General features: G+C 67.3%; 15 protein-coding genes. 6 read left to right on the forward strand and 9 right to left on the reverse strand.

Going from position 1 to position 16,609, the window contains the following annotated elements:
• Nucleotides 1–29 precede the first annotated feature (29 nt).
• On the forward strand, nt 30–980 hold the full coding sequence (gene tehA, locus GGR36_RS15035; RefSeq protein ID WP_183635611.1) for a dicarboxylate transporter/tellurite-resistance protein TehA: 951 nt from the start codon (nt 30–32) through the stop codon (nt 978–980).
• 77 nt (nt 981–1,057) lie between these two features.
• Here the strand turns inward: tehA and GGR36_RS15040 are convergent, their stop codons facing one another.
• From GGR36_RS15040 to GGR36_RS15065, 6 genes are all read right to left on the reverse strand, one after another.
• On the reverse strand, nt 1,058–1,924 hold the full coding sequence (locus tag GGR36_RS15040; protein WP_183635612.1) for an EamA family transporter: 867 nt from the start codon (nt 1,922–1,924) through the stop codon (nt 1,058–1,060).
• Nucleotides 1,925–2,012: 88 nt separating this feature from the next.
• On the reverse strand, nt 2,013–2,963 hold the full coding sequence (locus GGR36_RS15045) for a hypothetical protein (RefSeq protein ID WP_183635613.1): 951 nt from the start codon (nt 2,961–2,963) through the stop codon (nt 2,013–2,015).
• Nucleotides 2,964–3,089: 126 nt separating this feature from the next.
• Nucleotides 3,090–3,488, reverse strand: coding sequence for a hypothetical protein (locus GGR36_RS15050; RefSeq protein WP_183635614.1), 399 nt, complete (start codon nt 3,486–3,488; stop codon nt 3,090–3,092).
• A complete protein-coding gene (locus tag GGR36_RS15055; protein ID WP_183635615.1) occupies nt 3,458–4,987 on the reverse strand; it encodes a S41 family peptidase in 1,530 nt (509 codons plus the stop codon). The genes GGR36_RS15050 and GGR36_RS15055 overlap by 31 nt, the downstream gene beginning before the upstream one ends.
• A gap of 111 nt (nt 4,988–5,098) precedes the next feature.
• Entirely contained in the window at nt 5,099–5,935 is an 837-nt protein-coding gene (locus GGR36_RS15060; RefSeq protein WP_183635616.1) for a nuclear transport factor 2 family protein, read from the reverse strand.
• 9 nt (nt 5,936–5,944) lie between these two features.
• A complete protein-coding gene (locus tag GGR36_RS15065) occupies nt 5,945–6,982 on the reverse strand; it encodes a prolyl oligopeptidase family serine peptidase (protein WP_183635617.1) in 1,038 nt (345 codons plus the stop codon).
• Nucleotides 6,983–7,068: 86 nt separating this feature from the next.
• On the opposite strand from GGR36_RS15065, the gene GGR36_RS15070 reads away from it, so the two are divergent.
• A complete protein-coding gene (locus tag GGR36_RS15070; RefSeq protein WP_183635618.1) occupies nt 7,069–7,680 on the forward strand; it encodes a TetR/AcrR family transcriptional regulator in 612 nt (203 codons plus the stop codon).
• A 45-nt stretch (nt 7,681–7,725) separates the two neighbouring features.
• On the opposite strand, the gene icmF is transcribed toward GGR36_RS15070, so the two are convergent.
• Complete coding sequence (gene icmF, locus GGR36_RS15075; RefSeq protein WP_183635619.1) at nt 7,726–11,055, reverse strand: fused isobutyryl-CoA mutase/GTPase IcmF; 3,330 nt, start codon at nt 11,053–11,055, stop codon at nt 7,726–7,728.
• Between the two features lie 141 nt (nt 11,056–11,196).
• Here icmF and GGR36_RS15080 point away from each other — a divergent pair, with 141 nt between their 5' ends.
• Nucleotides 11,197–12,264 (forward strand): AraC family transcriptional regulator, encoded by a 1,068-nt coding sequence (locus tag GGR36_RS15080; protein ID WP_183635620.1) that lies wholly within the window; start codon nt 11,197–11,199, stop codon nt 12,262–12,264.
• Between the two features lie 501 nt (nt 12,265–12,765).
• Here GGR36_RS15080 and GGR36_RS15085 read toward each other — a convergent pair.
• On the reverse strand, nt 12,766–13,446 hold the full coding sequence (locus tag GGR36_RS15085) for an Lcl C-terminal domain-containing protein (RefSeq protein WP_183635621.1): 681 nt from the start codon (nt 13,444–13,446) through the stop codon (nt 12,766–12,768).
• Nucleotides 13,447–13,541: 95 nt separating this feature from the next.
• Here GGR36_RS15085 and GGR36_RS15090 point away from each other — a divergent pair, with 95 nt between their 5' ends.
• On the forward strand, nt 13,542–13,817 hold the full coding sequence (locus GGR36_RS15090; RefSeq protein WP_183635622.1) for a hypothetical protein: 276 nt from the start codon (nt 13,542–13,544) through the stop codon (nt 13,815–13,817).
• Nucleotides 13,818–14,328: 511 nt separating this feature from the next.
• Nucleotides 14,329–14,610, forward strand: a complete 282-nt coding sequence (locus GGR36_RS15095) for a hypothetical protein (protein ID WP_183635623.1) — start codon at nt 14,329–14,331, stop codon at nt 14,608–14,610.
• An 11-nt stretch (nt 14,611–14,621) separates the two neighbouring features.
• Here the strand turns inward: GGR36_RS15095 and GGR36_RS15100 are convergent, their stop codons facing one another.
• On the reverse strand, nt 14,622–15,530 hold the full coding sequence (locus GGR36_RS15100; protein WP_183635624.1) for a LysR family transcriptional regulator: 909 nt from the start codon (nt 15,528–15,530) through the stop codon (nt 14,622–14,624).
• A 136-nt stretch (nt 15,531–15,666) separates the two neighbouring features.
• Between GGR36_RS15100 and GGR36_RS15105 the strand changes: the two genes are divergently transcribed.
• A complete protein-coding gene (locus GGR36_RS15105) occupies nt 15,667–16,530 on the forward strand; it encodes an SDR family oxidoreductase (RefSeq protein ID WP_183635625.1) in 864 nt (287 codons plus the stop codon).
• Nucleotides 16,531–16,609 lie beyond the last annotated feature (79 nt).

Genomic DNA, 16,609 nt, shown 5'->3' on the forward strand with positions numbered 1-16,609 from the left:
CCCGATCGCGACCCCCTTCCGATTCGATCATGCGCATCACGCCTCTTCCCGCCTCCTTCTTCGGCATGGTGCTGGGCCTGTCCGGGCTCGGGCAGGCCTGGCGCCTCGCCCATCGCCTCTGGGGCGTGCCGGAATCTCTGGGGGAAGGGGTGCTGCTGTTGGCCGCGCTGGTTTGGGCGGTGCTGCTGCTGGGGTATGCAATCCAGGCGGTGCGCGAACCATCGCGGGTCGCGGCCGAGTTCACCCATCCGGTGCAGGGCAGCACACCGGCCTTGCTGGGCGTGGCAACGCTGCTGATGGTGCTCGCGGCGCGGCCGTATTCGCTTGGACTGGCCTGGGGTCTCGCGCTCGCCGGCATCGCCTGGCACCTTGCGTTCGCGCTGTGGCACACCGGCCTGCTGTGGCAAGGCGGACGCGACCCGCAGCACATCGTCCCGGCGATCTACCTGCCCACGGTGGCCGGCAACTTCACCAGCGCCGCGGCGCTGGGTGCGCTCGGGCAGGCGGACTGGGGCTGGCTGTTCCTCGGTGCCGGCCTGTTCTCGTGGTTTGCGCTTGAATCACCGGTGGTGCAGCGTCTCTGGCAGGGTCCGGCGCTGCCGCCGCCGCAACGCCCGCTGATCGGGATCCAGTTCGCACCGCCGGTGGTGTGCGCGATGGCCTGGCTGATGCTCGATCCGGTCGGCCACGATCACTGGCTGCTGATGCTGTGGGGCTACGGCCTGTTCCAGTTGCTGCTGGGCGTGCGCCTGCGCCAATGGCTGGCCGCGCAGCCCTTCGCGCCCACGTATTGGGCCTACACCTTCGGCGTTGCGGCTGCGACGGTGGTGGGGCTCAAGCTCGCGATTGCAGGCATTGCTGCGGCGGGCATGCTGGCGCTGCCGGTTTTCATTGCGGCCAACCTGTTCATCGGCGGGCTCGCGCTGCGTACCGCATGGCTGTGGGCGACCGGACGGCTGCTGCCGCCCGGCGCGCCATGACCGGGCGCGGCGGACGCTAAGGCTTTGCCGCCATGCCTGCCGGATTGGCGTAGCGTTTGGATGACTGCGCGAAAAGCTCAGCCTGCCCGCGCATCGGCGGCCTGGCTGAAGCGCCACTCGCTGAGCACCACCGCACCCACCACCAGCGCCCCGCCGACCATGCCGCGCGCACCGAGCGACTCCGACAGCCACAGCCAGGCGAAGATCGAGGCGAACACCGGTTCCATGGCGTAAATCACGGCGGCCTTCTCGGCCGCAACATGGCGTTGCGCGACGGCCTGCAGGAAAAGCATGCCGGCGCTGGCGACGAGGCCCAGATAAAGCACCGACACCCACACCGGCTGCAGGCGTGCCGGCAGCGTGGCGAGGCGTTCGCCGCCGAGGCCGCTGCCGAGCATCCAGACCACCGCGAAGGCGGCCATCAGCACGATCTGCGTGGCAGCGAGGGTGCGCGGGTTGTGCGCAGCGGCGCAGCGTGACAGCAGGATCACGTAGATCGCGTAGGCCAGCGCGCAGACCAGCGTGGCTGCATCGCCGACCCAGTTGCCGCCGCCTTCCCACGACAACAGCCCGATGCCGAAGCAGGCGAGCGCGCCGGCCAGCAGCACCTGCAGGTTCAGGCGGCCGCCCAGCGCGAGGCCGAGGAAGGGCACCATCAGCACATTGAGGCTGGTGATGAAGGCGCTGCGGTTCGAAGAGATGTATTCCAGCCCGAAGGCCTGCGTCACATACGACACCAGCGCGACAACGCCGAGCAGGGCCCCGTCACGCCACGCCGCACGCGAGGCCTTGAACGCAAAGGGCAGCATCACCGCGCCGGCGACGAGGAAGCGCAGCGCAGAGATCTCGACGCCGCTCAGCGTGGCGGCGGCGGATTTGAGCAGCGGAAAAGTCGTGCCCCAGACCAGGGTGACGACGAGCAGCAGGACGACGTTGAGGTTCACGAGCGGGCGGGCGATGCGGATGAATCCGCAATTCTAACAAGGGCTTGCGGATCGCCGCGAGGGTGCGACTTGCCTGCGCGCCGCGCCGTCAGAAGCTGACTGCGAAGCCGATCGACACGCCCGAGACGCCCTCGCCGAAGGCATAGCGCGCCACCAGCCGGGTGCGGGTGATGATGATGTCGTACGCGCTGGAGTCGAACTCGATGCCGGCGCCGATCTGGCTCAGGCGCACGAAGCCGAGTGCGCCGCGCTGGTCTCCGAAGTACTCGGAATGCGAACACTCCAGCACGTAGCGCAAGGGGCGATCCATCACCACGAAGCCGGTTGGGGCGCGGTAGCGCGCCCACAGGTTGGCGGTGGTCGAGTTGGCGTGACCCTTGATCGAATCGCTGGTGCCGGAAAAACTCTGCAGTTGCAGGTTGGTCAGGCGCAGTTCGATATCGGTCTCATGGGACTCGACCTTCTTTTCGTAATCCAGCATCAGGCTGCCGCCGAGCCCGTAGGAATTGAGCGTGCCGCCGTCCAGAAAGTCGGCCTCGCGGCCGAGCTTGTAGTTGATGAAGGCCTTGCCGATCGCAAGATCGCTGGTTACCGCGCCGAGCGAGAAGTTGAATACCGGGCGGAACACCCAGTACTTGGCGATCGGGAAATCCCAGCCGATACCGCCGGTGGCGGACAGCGACACCCATTTCACCGGGATCGGTCGGGTCTCGCTGCCGTTGGTGGCGACGAAGCTCGGGTCGTAACGGCTGTAGGCCGCAGCCCCTTCGAGGTAGAGCGGCGTCTCGGTGCTCCAGGTGAAGCCGCCGCCGAACTGCGACATCACCAGATCGGGGTTGCCGGTCGAGGCGCTGCTGATCGACAGCGAACTCGATGTGATGTCCGGTATCACCGAGTAACTCATCAGGGACAGGACGCCATTGGCGGCCTTTTGCAGCTGGGAACCATCGACAAGCGAGAACGGCTTGGCCTGGGCCTGCGCGAACGAGGGAACAAGCAGCGACGCGGCGATCACGGCAATTCGAGCGGCGGCGGACATCTCAGGGCTCCGGATCAGGCGGTGTGCGGATCGGGCGTCAAGCCCCCGCACGGTGCGCATCACGCTAGCACAGCTGGCTTGCGTGTGGATTGCGCCAAGCGGGGCCCGGCCGCTCGTTTTGCCGCGTTACGCCGGGCGGCAACGCACACCGGGCAGCGTTGCGCGACGGCCGCTATCGGGCCGCCACAGCACACAGCCGTCGCGGCCGGTGCGCAGCGTCAGCACGTGTGGCACCGCCAAGTCGCGGGATTCGATCCGCAGGCCGTCCGGCCCGCGCCGTTCGCGTTGCGCGATCGATACGCTGCTGTCGCGGGTGAAGGCGTCATCGGCCAGCAGCAGCGCGGCGCCATCGAACAGATCACTGGCGGCGCGTTGAATCGCCTGCCGCGTCGCGGCGTCGGGTGCGTCGAGCAAGGCATCCTGCTCGACCGCAAAGGGTGTGGCCTGGCAGGCCGCGACCAGCAGCGTGACGCTGGCGAGGCCGCGGCGCATCGTCAGCGCTGCAGGATGCGGTTGTCGCGCCATGGTGCGCGTCCGCTGATCGCCGGGCCGCCTGCGTTGCCCAGCGTCGAGCGGGCGGCCGTCTGCACCGGGCAGGTACCGGTAGCGCGATAGCCCAGCGCCGCCGCAAAGCGGCCTTCGGCCGGGTCGCCCAGCGCATGGCTGAAGTCGTCTGCCACCACGCAGCCCGGCAGGCCGGCGTCGCCCGAGCTGGCGGGTACGAAACCGTCGGCATAGTCACCGTAGCCGGCCGCGTTGACGCCGCGGAACTGGATCGAGAAGTAGGTCGTGCCGCAGTTGTCCTGCGCATAGAAGCCATACGGCTTGCCGCAGGTGGTATTGCCGATCTGGATCACTTCGACGCCGACGCCGCGCAGGCCGTTGATGATGGCCTCGCTCGCCGAACAGGTGCCGGCGCCGGTCAGCACATAGACCCGGTTGAGGCCCAGTGTCGGCAGCGCCTGCCCCTGCGTCAGCGAGAAGCCGAGCGTGGTGTTGTAGAAGGGCGTTGGCGTCAGCGCGCGCCCGGTGACCGGGTTGGTGCTCGGATATTTGTCGTTGAACACCTGTCGTTCGAAGGTGGCGCCGGTGGTCCGCGCAGGCCCGGCGATCATGTAGGCGAGCTGGCTCGCGATCGCGAGGTAACCACCGCCGTTGTAGCGGATGTCCAGCACCAGATCGCTCACGCCCACTGTGCGCAACTGCTCGATTGCGCTCACAAGTGCGGCCTCGGCTGGCGCGATGTGATCGTTGAACTGCAAGTAGCCGAGCGTGCCGGTCGGGGTGAGCATCCAGTGCGTGTTCATCACCGGCTGCATCGTGATCGCTTCGGAGGTCATCGTGATATCGCGGGTGGTGCTCGCGCCCGGATCGCGCACGGTGAAGGTGTGCGTCGCCCCGGGGTCGTCCGGGCCGAGGCCCTGGTTCAGGCCATCCACGTTGCTGCTGTTGGCGACGTCGAGACCATCGACGGTGAGGATCTGCGTGCCCCGCAGCAAGCCGGCGCGCTCCGCCGGCGTACCCGCCTGCACATAGCCGACGTGGATCTCGCGCGGCGGCGTGCGCGACACCACTGCCCATTCCGCGCCGTAGCCGGCCGATACGCCCGCCTGCGACATGGCTTCCCACTTGTCGGTCGCGTAGGTGAAGTGGAACTGGTCCTTGGACTTGCCGCTGGCGGTCTTCGCGGTGGTCTTCAGCACGTCGAAGTAGCTCAGCACGGTCGAGAAGGTCGTCGGGTCCGGATCCGGCACTTCCCGATACCAAAGGTAGAGCTCATTGGTCCACGAGCGCAGCCAGGCCTTTTCGGTCGCCGCCGATCCGGCGCGATCTGCATAAGGGATGCCGGTCACCGGCGAACTGCCGCTGCGCGGCGCAATGCACTGCGCAGCGAGCGTGGATGAAGCGGGGAAGCCGGCGTTCTGGATCGCGCCGCCGGACGATCCACCCCCGCCGCCCCCACACGCGGCGAGCAGGGTAATGAGGCCGATGGAAGCGAGGGTGCGGTGGCTGGAGGAGGTCATGAGCGCTTGCGGGCTGTTGCGTGCAATCCCGCATTCTGACGCAAACGCGGGGTGCGTCGTTCGCCGGCAGGCGGCGTCTTGACGGGCGACAGGCGGTGGCTAGCGGGTGTGTCAGTCAGGGATGGGTGCCGCAAGCACAGTGACGATCTGCCAGCGCCCCTTGTTGCGTGCCATCTGGAGGTACTCGACGCGCGCGCCAGCTTCGAGCATGACGGCGGCAGAGCGACCCCGGATCTCGGCGACCTCGATCCTTGTCTGCGCCTGCGTGGTCGAGCGCCCAGCGGTGACGCCTTTACGAACCGCGCCCGCCACTGCTCCGGCATCGCGCGTCGTGATGCGGATGTCACCGCCTGCGTCGAGCAGCGCCGGCTCGCGCCGGATATGTTCCGGGTGCAGCGCACGGCGCACCCGCGCCACATCGCCGCTGTACCAGCCGTCCACATAGTCGCGCACGGCGGCCTCGACCTGCGGCGCCTCTTGCATCGTGGGCCCATCGTCGGGGCTGGCCTTGGGTTCCCACAGCACGTTGAGCACCTGCCAGCGGCCGCCATTGCGCACCAGTTGCAGGTAGCTGAAGGTGCCGCCTGTCTCGACCAATGCCAGCGCAGCAATGCCGCGCTGGGCGAACACCGCGGTGGCCATCCGCTTGCGGTCTTCCGCCGGAGCCCGGCGCCCGAGCCCGCTGCGTGCGGCGGCGAGCAAGCCGAGCTGGTCGATTTCTTCGAGCTGGATCGTACCGTCGGTGCCGGCCAGCGCAGGCTTGCGGCGGATCAGATCGGGATGGGTGGCCGTTTCGATGCGCGCGGCGTCGCCGGCATACCAGCCTTCGACATACGCATCCAGGGTTTCCCGCAGCGCGTCGTCTTGCGCGGCGTGCGCGGCACCGTGCGGCATCAGGCAGGCGATGATGGCCCCGAACACGAGCCCGGCACAGGTGTCTCGGGTCATGGCGCTGCCTCAACCTTGCCGTTCGAAGCGGCCGATGCCGGGAATCACCAAGGCGCGCGGCGCGCCCGTGGCGTCGTCCTCGAAACGGATCAGGAATGGTCCGATGAACTGGCGGCGGTCGATCGGCAGGAACTCGATCTGCGAGCCTTCACTCAGCGCGATGTCGATCCGATCTGCATGCACGGTGACATCCGCCGTCTCGCGGTTGTCGGCCCGGTAGTGGCCCGCGAGTTCGGCGCCGGGGGCGGGTGCGGCGGGGGCGGTGCCGCGACGCTGCGCGAACAGCCATTCATAGAAGGCTGGCGTTTCGGCATAGGTGCGCGTCCAGGCATCGTGGCCCACATTTGGCATCCACTCGGTCTTTGGCGTCATGCCAAGCTGCTTGAGCACGCCGGCGACGCGCCGGGCCATCGCGAACGGGACGACCGGGTCGACTTCGCCATGCGCCAGCCACACCGGCAGGTGGCTCAGCGGGCGGATGGCGGGCAGCCAGTCGGCGGCGGTGGGCTCGGGGCGACCGAGGTTGTAGGCCAGCATGTCGTTCGGGAAGGAACCCGCCACCGGCGCCAGGGCGGCGAAGCGATCGGGGAAGGCGAGGGCGGTGCTCCAGGTGCCCATTGCGCCGAGCGACAAGCCGGTCAGGTAGGTGCGGTCGGTATCGATCCGGTAGCGGGCGCCGACTTCGCGCATCACCGCATCGACGAACAGCGGATGCCAGAATTGGCCGCTTGGCGTTTGCGGGGCGACGACGATCGCGGGCAGCTTGCCACCGCCTTCGATGTAGGCGCCCAGCCCCTGCGTCTTCACCCGCGCAAGATCCTCACCCCACTCGCCGGCACCATGCAGGAACACGATCAGCGGCCAGGCACGTTGCGGGTCGGCTTCGTAGCCGTCGGGCAGAGCGACCATGTAATGCTGGCCGTAGCGGATGTTTGCAGTGGCCGTCAGGCTTGCCGCCTGCCACGGAGACGCCGCGGCGCCGGCGCCAGACAGCGCGCCGAATGCGAGCAGGGCCACGATGCGGCGAAGTTTCGGAATCAGAGACACGGGGGACACTCCGTTAATTAACCGACCGATCGGTATAGTAATTATCACGGTAGGATTGTCAACCGCCCTGCAGCACTGAAACAGCGATGGCACGACCCAAGAGCGACACGCGCGAACAACTGATCGGCCAACTGGTCGATCTGTTCTACGAGTACGGATACGACGGCACCACGCTGGCGCTGATCACCGTGCGCACCGGGCTTGGCCGCGCCAGCATCTACCACCACTTCCCGGGCGGCAAGGACGAGATGGCGGTGGCCGTGCTGATGCAGGCCGACGCCTGGGCAACGACCCATGTCGATGCGCTGCTCGCCAGCCCGCTGCCCCCGCGCGAACGCCTGGCCGCCTACCTCAAGGTCATCGACGAGGTGCAGTACCGCGCCAGCCAGCTCACGCCGGCCAACGCCTTCGGCATCGGTAACGGGCTGGAGCGTTTCGGCGCCGGTCTGCGCGAACGCTTCGTCAAACGCGCCGAACACCTGGCCGACTTGCTGGTCGATTGCGGCGTCGCCCCGGCCGTTGCGAAACGGCGCGCCTGGGAAGCCAAGATCCTGATCGAAGGCGCGCTGGTGTGCAGCCGCGTCGTGGGCGATCTGGCGCTGTATCGCGGCGTGATGCAGCAGCTTCAGGCGCAGCTGCTTGCACCGGACGACGCGCCGGGCCCGCTGCCTGCGGCGCAGGCCTTGCCGAAGCCTTGAACGCAGCGGCCCGACTGGCCGTTCGGCGCGGACACGGATCGCGCGCTACATGTTCCTGCGGTACTGCCCGCCGACCTCGAACAGCGCATTCGTGATCTGGCCGAGCGAGCAGCAGCGCACGGCGTCCATCAGCACTGCGAACACGTTCTCGTCGTGGATCACCGCTTGCTTCAGCCGCGCGAGCATCGCTGGGGATTCGCCGGCATGGCTCGCATGGAAGCTAGCGAGGCGTGCGAGCTGCGACTGCTTTTCGTCTTCGGTCGAGCGCGCGAGTTCCAGCTTCTCCAGCACCGCATCGCCATGCGGATTGCGGAAGGTGTTCACGCCGACGATCGGGTAGCTGCCGTCGTGCTTCTTGTGCTCGTAGTAGAGCGACTCTTCCTGGATCTTGCCGCGCTGGTAGCCGGTCTCCATCGCGCCGAGCACGCCGCCGCGTGCGGCGATCGCTTCGAATTCCTTCAGCACCGCCTCCTCGACCAGATCGGTCAGCTCGTCGATCAGGAAGCTGCCCTGGTTGGGGTTCTCGCACTTCGCCACACCCCACTCGCGGTTGATGATCAGCTGGATCGCCATCGCGCGGCGCACGCTGTCTTCGGTCGGTGTGGTGATCGCCTCGTCGAAGGCGTTGGTGTGCAGCGAGTTGCAGTTGTCGTAGATCGCGATCAGCGCCTGCAGCGTGGTGCGGATGTCGTTGAAGTCGATCTCCTGCGCGTGCAGCGAGCGGCCGGAGGTCTGGATGTGGTACTTGAGCTTCTGGCTGCGCTCGTTGGCGCCGTACTTCTCGCGCATCGCCACCGCCCAGATGCGCCGCGCGACGCGGCCCAGCACCGCGTACTCCGGGTCCATGCCGTTGCTGAAGAAGAAGCTCAGGTTCGGCGCGAAGTCGTCGATGTGCATGCCGCGTGCGAGATACGCCTCGACATAGGTGAAGCCGTTCGCCAGCGTGAAGGCGAGCTGCGAGATCGGGTTCGCGCCGGCCTCGGCGATGTGATAACCCGAGATCGACACCGAGTAGAAGTTCTTCACATCGTGCTCGACGAAGTACTGCTGGATGTCGCCCATCACCTTCAGCGAAAACTCGGTCGAGAAGATGCAGGTGTTCTGGCCCTGGTCTTCCTTCAGGATGTCGGCCTGCACCGTGCCGCGCACGGTGGCCAGCGTCCAGGCGCGGATCTTCGCGATCTCGTCCTCGGTCGGCACGCGCCCGTTGTCCGCTTCGAACTTCTCCAGCTGCTGGTCGATCGCCGCGTTCAGGTACATCGCGAGAATCGTCGGCGCCGGCCCGTTGATCGTCATCGACACGCTGGTGTTCGGTGCGCAGAGGTCGAAGCCGGAGTACAGCACCTTCAGATCATCGAGCGTCGCGATCGACACGCCTGAGTTGCCGACCTTGCCGTAGATGTCCGGCCGCAGGTCGGGGTCGTTGCCGTACAGCGTCACCGAGTCGAAGGCGGTGGAAAGCCGCTTGGCCGGCATGCCTTCGGAGAGCAGCTTGAAGCGGCGATTGGTGCGGAAGGCGTCGCCCTCGCCAGCGAACATCCGCGTCGGGTCTTCATTCTCGCGTTTGAACGCGAACACGCCGGCGGTGTAGGGGTAGGCGCCGGGCAGGTTCTCGCGCATCAGGAAGCGCAGCAGCTCGCCGTGGTCCTCGTACTTCGGCAGCGACACCTTGCGGATGAAGTTGCCGGAAAGGGTTTCGGATACCAGCCGGGTGCGGATCTCCTTGTCGCGAATCTTCACCACGTACTCGTCGCCGGCGTAGGACGCCGCCACCTGCGGCCAGTCGGCGAGCAGTTTCTTCTCGTGCGCGCCGAGCTGCGCTTCGCGCTCGGCGATCAGCGCGTCGAGGTCCGCACCGAGCGCGTCATTCCCGCGCAGGCGGGAATCCAGCGTCGCGTGTGAGTCGCTGGGTCCCCGCCTGCGCGGGGACGACAGCAACATCTCGCGTGCGGCTGCCAGTTGCTGGCGTTCGCGTGCGATGCGGCTCTGCGTGGCCACGCGCTTGTGATAGCCGCGCAGCGTGTCCGAAATCTCCGCGAGATAGCGGCTGCGCTCCGGCGGCACGATCGGCGTCTGGTGCGTCGAATGCCGCACATGCACTAGCGGCAGGCGGCCCGCTTCGAAATGCAGGCCGAGCCCCTGCAGCTCGGCGCGCACCGCCTGGTACAGCGCGGTCACGCCATCGTCGTTGAAGCGGCTCGCCTGCGTGCCGAACACCGGCATCTCATGCGGGCGCTGGTTGAAGGCCTCGCGGTTGCGCTGCACCTGCTTGGCCACATCGCGCAGCGCATCGGCCGCGCCCTTGCGGTCGAACTTGTTGATCGCGACGAAGTCGGCGAAGTCCAGCATGTCGATCTTCTCGAGCTGGCTCGCGGCGCCGAACTCCGGCGTCATCACGTACAGCGAGCGATCCACATGCGGCACCACCGCCGCATCGCCCTGGCCGATGCCGGAGGTCTCCACGATCACCAGATCGAAGCCGGCGAGCTTGCAGGCGGCAATCACTTCCGGCAGCGCGGCCGAGATTTCGCTACCGGTGTCGCGGGTGGCGAGCGAGCGCATGTAGATGTTGGCGTGCTCGATTGCGTTCATGCGGATGCGGTCGCCCAGCAGCGCGCCACCGGTGCGCTTGCGTGAGGGGTCCACCGCGATCACCGCGATCTTCATGCGGTCCGCCTGATCGAGGCGGAATCGGCGGATCAGCTCGTCGGTCAGCGAGCTCTTGCCCGAACCACCGGTGCCGGTGATGCCCAGGCGCGGTGTGCTCAGTGCCTCGGCTTCGCGCAGAATCGCCTCGCGCACAGCGGGCGCGGCAGAGCCTGCTTCCAGCGCGGTGATCGTGCGCGCCAGCAGGCGCCGGTCGCCACCGCGCAGCCCGGCGAGCAGCGCGTCGGTATCGGTCGGCAGCTCACGCGCGATCTCGAAATCCGCCTTCGCCACCACGTCGTTGATCATGCCCTGCAGGCCCAGCGCGGCGCCGTCTTCCGGCGAGTAGATCCGCGTCACGCCGTAGTCCATCAGCTCGCGCGCCTCGGCCGGCACGATCACGCCACCGCCACCGCCGAACACCTTGACATGCCCCGCGCCCGCCTCGCGCAGCAGGTCGACCATGTACTTGAAGAACTCGACATGCCCGCCCTGGTACGAGGTGATCGCGATGCCCTGCACATCCTCCTGCAGCGCTGCGTTCACGATCTCGCCCACCGAGCGGTTATGCCCCAGGTGGATCACCTCGCAGCCGGTCGCCTGCAGCAGCCGCCGCATGATGTTGATCGAGGCGTCGTGGCCGTCGAACAGCGCGGCGGCGGTGACGAAGCGGACGCGGTGCTTGGTCTTGTACGGGGCCAACTGGGTGTGGACGCGCGGGTCGGTCATCGGTGTTCTCCGGTGCCCGCATCGTGAAGATTCGGCGGGCTTCCTGTGAAAGTAGCCGCCCGCACATCGCAGTGCCAGTGCCGGATTGGCCGCCGATCGTGCAAACTCCGCCAATCGCTTTCGCGCTTCAGTTGGCTTGTCATGCACGCGACAAATTCCGAACTTTCGCCGCCCTCGCGCGCCACCGTGGCGATCGGCTTCGTGCTGGGCATGCTGGCGGGCGCGTCGGCCCAGGATCGCGATGCAGAGCAGCTTGCCGCCGAAGTCGGCATCGACGCCGCCCTGCTGGCCGACCCCGCAGCCCGCGTGCCCCTGGCCCACTACGCCGCGCTCTACAACCATGTCGCGGCGACGCTCGACGACGAGGCCTTCGGGCTGTTCCCCTTGCCGATGCGGGTGGGCAGTTTTGAATTCCTGTGCCGGGGTGTGCTCAGCGCCGCAACGCTGGGCGAGGCGCTGGCGCGCGCGGCGCGCTTTCTGCGGCTGGTGCTGCCCGATGTGTCGATCACGGTGGCGCGGAGCGGCGAACATGCGCAGCTCACGATCAGCGAGCGCCAACCCTTTGCGGTGGACCGCGTGTTCAGCTTCGAATGGCTGCTGCGCCTGCTGCACGGGCTGTCGTGCTGGCTGGTGGGGCGCGGCATCGCACTCGACGCGGTGGACTTCCCCTACCCGCCCCCGGCGCATGTCGCCGACTACACGCTGATCTACACCGCGCACAGCCGCTTCGCCGCGCCGGGCGATTCACCGGCTACGCCGTTGGTCGCTCCGCTTGTTGCTCATTTCGCCGCCAACCTGCTCGATCTGCCGCTGCGGCGCGACGAAGCCGCGCTCGCCCGCTTCCTCGCCGGCGGCCCGGGGCGGCTCACCACGCTCTACCGGCGCGACCGCGAAATGGTCACCCGCGTGCGCGACCTCCTGCGCGAAGCCCTGCCCGAACTCCCCACGCTCGAAACCGTGGCCGCCCGCCTGCACCTCTCACCCCGCACCCTCGCGCGCCGGCTCGAAGCCGAAGCCTCCAGCTTCCGCGCCATCCGCGAAGCCCTGCGCCGCGACCTCGCCCTCGCGCGCCTGGGGCAGACCGATGTGCCGATCGCCACGCTCGCCGCCGAACTCGGCTACGCCGAACCCTCGGCGTTTTTCCGCGCGTTTGTCGGGTGGACTGGGCAATCGCCGAGTGCGTGGCGGCGGGGGCGTCAGGCCGGTTGAGCGCGCGCAGTTACAGAGCTTGGTGTGACGGGAATTTGAAAGGTCGGGGCAATACGGCGCTACTTGCACCGAGGTACTCATCGTCATCCGGCCAAGACCTGACATTCGCGACGCAGTCGGGATATCCCGCCTTGGCCCGAGCTGAATGACCGGTTTAGGGCGACCAACTTGACCACCGCTCTTGCTCGATTTGGCTACCAGCGGCGCGCAGTTGCGATCGCTCGGAGCCAACAATTCGGCCGTCCGCTGCTCGCGAATTGCGGCGCGATTGGCCCGGTGCAGCGATGCTCTCGCCTGCTTGCAACTCGGCGCCCAAGGTGTACTTGAGATACCCCGAGATGCCCGACACCAACCTCTGTACCTCAACCGTCTCGTCCCGCGCCGCCTTGTAGATCATCTGATGTGGGTGGCAAGCCATGACTTACAGCCAAGAGCGTCCCGCGGCAGGGGGCTCAGCCCGCTACCCCGCGAGCGAGCCAAAGGGCTTGAAGCCTTAGCGCCTCAACGTGGTCGCTGCCGTCCGGCCACCAGCGTCGCGGTCAAGGCCAGCAACACCAGTGCCAGCGTTTGTGGCTCCGGCAATGAGACCGCCCCATCGCTGGTGCGCACAGCCACCGCATACAACGGAATGCCACCTTTATTGACGAGGTGCTGGCGGCCGTCGCTGGCGCTGAAGACCCACACGAAGGTCGGATCCGGCGCATACAACGTTCCTGACCAGTAGTCGTAGGACTGCACGTTGCTGAAAAGGGCCAGGTTGGCAATCTGCTCGGCCGTATCGCCGGTCTCATTCAGCACTGACTCGTGCGCCTTGTTACCTAGGTTCGAGACGAACAGATGACTCAGCTCGCCCCCGGTGCAGTTGTAGCCATAGTGAAAGTCTGGAAAGCCACCTCCCGGACTGAAGCTATCACTGCAACTCGTATCCAAGGGGTTCAACGTCGGCAGACGCCAGTCGTTGTGACCGGCGTAATGGCTGGTGTTCAGAGAGTCGATCCAAAGATAGGCTGATGTGGCCCAGCTCGATGCGCCACGTATATTCATGTTGGCGGTCCACTCCAGGCCAGTGGCGCTATCGAGCACCCCCAAGCCGCCGTCAACCAGCGTCATTGGCGCCGCTTGCGTGATACCCGCCATGGCCAGCAGACCAAGTGCAGAGGCCCATCTCTTCGACGCTTTCATCATTTCCCTCCTTTGATTTGTCTCAGCGTGCAGGCAAGCAGAAGTCGCACCACCGCGGGGTTTCAGCAGAACCCGTTTCAAGGCAATGACTTAGCGTGATTCACGGTTTTCATCTTGGGCAAGCTGCAAAGAAAACCGACATCCATTCGGGCCACCCGGCCCCTGACCTCGGACAACGCAACCATCGCGTCGGCAATTGGGGACTGGCACGAAGACGGCTTCACGGCAGCGAGGCCAATGGCGGTTTGGGGTCGCTGGCGTGCCCGGAATTGGTCATGGCGAAGGCCGATATGGGTCGGATCATCACCGCCAGTGAATTGCGACCTGACGGTCGATTGCTCTGCGGTTGCGAGCGCTTGAAGGTCAGCTAAGGCCGATCTGTCGTCGGATCAGCCATCGTTAATGTGACGATGCATAGCCGCCATTCGCAATCCAACGGGTTGGCCAACCCAATCGGCAATTCCCGCTCAGCCTTTGCAAAAGCACCGGCCCCGCCGTTCGCCGGCGATGCTGCAGTAGCCGGCGCCTTCGCGCTGGATCTGCGCTGCATCGCGCCAGAAGCGGCGTGGTGCGACGCTGAATGCGATACGGCTCAATAGCGATGCGTCGATTTCGGTGGCCCGCTTCTGGTCCGAGTGGTCGTCGGCTCTGCGTTCTACTGCGCCTTGGTGGCCTGGACCAGCATGGGGCCACACGCCCGGCGCAAGCCGCATCGCGCCGCTTGAGGCGCCCCGGCCGCGCGGTGCGTGGGCCCCCTTCACGGTGTTTGCCCGACAGGCCTATAGTGGGAACGGGAACCCACCCGATCCATGTCCTGTGAGCCGGTAACGTCGATGAAACGGGTAGCGCGGCGGTCCGGTTCAAGCTGCAAGGAGTCTTGTCATGAGTACCTCCAGCAAGGGCGGAGCCGGTGCGCCAGAGCGCATCCGCGTCGCGGAACGTGCAGACGGCTTCTACTGGCGTGACCCCGAATCACTCGACGAGGTTGGCCCGTTCAAAACCTACGACGCGGCGCTGGCCTATGCCGAGAACGCGGACGGCGACGAGGACGCGACCACGCTCAGCGAGGCGGAAACCGCGCTCGGGCTTTCCGACTGGGTCGACCCCGATACCGGCTTGCCGGCCGAGGACCATGTGCCGCATATCGCGGACGACGATTACTGAGTCCGGCCGGCTCAGGCGCCCGGCGTGCCCAGCAGCCTGAGCAGCTCGCGTTCGAGGAAATCGAGAAAGGCCGACACCTTGGGTGTCAGTAGCCGGCGGCTGGGGTACACCGCCTGCAGCGGCACCGGATCGGGCTGCCAGTCCGGCAACACGGCGACCAGCTCGCCGTTGGCGAGTGCGTCGCGGCAGACGAAGTCCGGCAGGCGCGCGATGCCCAGCCCGGCGATCGCGGCTTCGCGCTGCACCGACAGACTGCCGACCGCCAGCTTGCATTTCAGCTTGGCTTCGATGCGCCCGCCAGCGCCGTTGAGCGCCCAGCGCAGCGGCTCGCGCACGCTGCCGGGCCCGACGCCGTGATGCTCATCGAGCGCACTTGGCGAGGTCGGGCTGCCGTGCTGGGCCAGATACCCGGGTGACGCCACCAGCCGCCGCGGCGCCTGGAACAGTGGGCGGGCAATCAGGCTTGAATCGGCCAGCGTGCCGGCGCGGATCGCCAGATCGAATCCGTCTTCCACCAGATCGGCAAAGCGGCTCGACAGGTCGATTTCGACCTGCACCCGCGGGTGCTGCTGCATGAAGCGGGCGACGATGCCGCCCAGAAAGTAGGTGCCGATTTCGAGCGGCGCCGAGATGCGCAGCGTGCCGGCCGGTTCGGCCTTGAAACCGGCGACGAAGGCTTCGGCGTCTTCCAGTTCGGCGACGATGCGCTGGCAGCGCGCGAGGTAGGCCGCGCCGATCTCGGTGAGTGCCAGTCGCCGCGTGGTGCGCTCGATCAGCCGCGCGCCCAGCCGCGCTTCGAGCTGTTGCATGCGGTGGCTCACCGTCGATTTGGGCAGGCCGAGTCCGCGCGCCGCCCCGGCGAGGCTGCCGACGGCGGCGACGCGGGTGAAGATCAGCAGATCGTTAAGGTCGGTGTTCATCGGCTGGATTGTCCAGCGAGTTGGACACTGTAATCAATGCCGGCCGGCTAGTCCGGTTCAATGGTCGTTCGCAGAATGCACCCATCGCGAACCCGAGACCGGGCCCGCGCAACGAACCCCGTTCAGGAGAGCACGCATGAAACCGATCCTCGTTACTGGCGCCACCGGTACCACCGGCGCCGAAGTCGTCCGCCAACTCGCCGCCCGCGGCGTGCCGGTCCGTGCGCTGGTGCGCGACCCCGCCAAGGCGGGCGCGCTCGCCGCGCTGCCGGGTGTCACGCTGGTCCAGGCCGATCTGGCCAAGCCGGAGACCCTGGCCGCGGCACTCGATGGCGTCGAGCGCGCCTACCTCGTCACCAGCCCCGACCCGGCCCAGGTCGCGCTGCACAGCGCCTTCTTCAAGGCCGCCAAGGCGGCCGGCGTGAAGCACATCGTGCGGCACTCGGGCCTGGGTGCCGATGTGAACAGCCCGATCAGCCTCGGCCGCTGGCATGGCGAATCGGAACGCGAGCTGGAAGCCTCCGGCATCGCCTGGACGCACTTGCAGCCGCATCTGTTCATGCAGTTCTTCCACAACCACGCCGCCTCGATCCGCGATCAGGGCGTGTTCTACGCACCGCTGGCTGACGCCGCGGTGAGCATGGTGGATGTGCGCGACATCGCCGCCGCGGCCGTGGTGGCGCTCACCGAACCCGGCCACGAAGGCCAGCGCTACGCAATCACCGGGCCGGCGGCGGTGAGCTTTGCGGAGGCGGCGGCCACGCTGTCGGCGGCGCTCGGCAAGCCGGTGCAGTACGTCGCGGTGACGCCGGATCAGGCGCGCGAGGCGATGCTCGGCGGCGGCATGCCCGAATGGCTGGCAACCGATCTGGCGAATATGTTCGGTTTCTTCGCCACCGGGCAGGCGGCCTTCGTCAGCCCGGCGGTCGAGCACCTGACCGGCAAGCCCGGCCACAGCTTCGCCGACTTCGTGCGCGACAACCTGGTCGCCTTCCGCTGAAGGCTTCCGCGCGGGCCAGCGGCGGTTTCGGCCGGCCGCGCGGGGCGACGAAACGGCAGTGTCCTTCATGCACCGGGTT

The organism is Niveibacterium umoris (genome assembly GCF_014197015.1).
In the GTDB taxonomy this organism is placed as follows: Bacteria; Pseudomonadota; Gammaproteobacteria; order Burkholderiales; family Rhodocyclaceae; genus Niveibacterium; species Niveibacterium umoris.

Bases quoted from the DNA above. Each gene is read 5' to 3' on its own strand.
- tehA (WP_183635611.1), top strand. From the start codon at position 30: ATGCGCATCACGCCTCTTCCCGCCTCCTTCTTCGGCATGGTGCTGGGC.
- GGR36_RS15045 (WP_183635613.1), bottom strand. From the start codon at position 2,963: ATGTCCGCCGCCGCTCGAATTGCCGTGATCGCCGCGTCGCTGCTTGTT.
- GGR36_RS15050 (WP_183635614.1), bottom strand. From the start codon at position 3,488: ATGGCGCGACAACCGCATCCTGCAGCGCTGACGATGCGCCGCGGCCTC.
- GGR36_RS15055 (WP_183635615.1), bottom strand. From the start codon at position 4,987: ATGACCTCCTCCAGCCACCGCACCCTCGCTTCCATCGGCCTCATTACC.
- GGR36_RS15060 (WP_183635616.1), bottom strand. From the start codon at position 5,935: ATGACCCGAGACACCTGTGCCGGGCTCGTGTTCGGGGCCATCATCGCC.
- GGR36_RS15070 (WP_183635618.1), top strand. From the start codon at position 7,069: ATGGCACGACCCAAGAGCGACACGCGCGAACAACTGATCGGCCAACTG.
- icmF (WP_183635619.1), bottom strand. From the start codon at position 11,055: ATGACCGACCCGCGCGTCCACACCCAGTTGGCCCCGTACAAGACCAAG.
- GGR36_RS15080 (WP_183635620.1), top strand. From the start codon at position 11,197: ATGCACGCGACAAATTCCGAACTTTCGCCGCCCTCGCGCGCCACCGTG.
- GGR36_RS15085 (WP_183635621.1), bottom strand. From the start codon at position 13,446: ATGAAAGCGTCGAAGAGATGGGCCTCTGCACTTGGTCTGCTGGCCATG.
- GGR36_RS15095 (WP_183635623.1), top strand. From the start codon at position 14,329: ATGAGTACCTCCAGCAAGGGCGGAGCCGGTGCGCCAGAGCGCATCCGC.
- GGR36_RS15100 (WP_183635624.1), bottom strand. From the start codon at position 15,530: ATGAACACCGACCTTAACGATCTGCTGATCTTCACCCGCGTCGCCGCC.
- GGR36_RS15105 (WP_183635625.1), top strand. From the start codon at position 15,667: ATGAAACCGATCCTCGTTACTGGCGCCACCGGTACCACCGGCGCCGAA.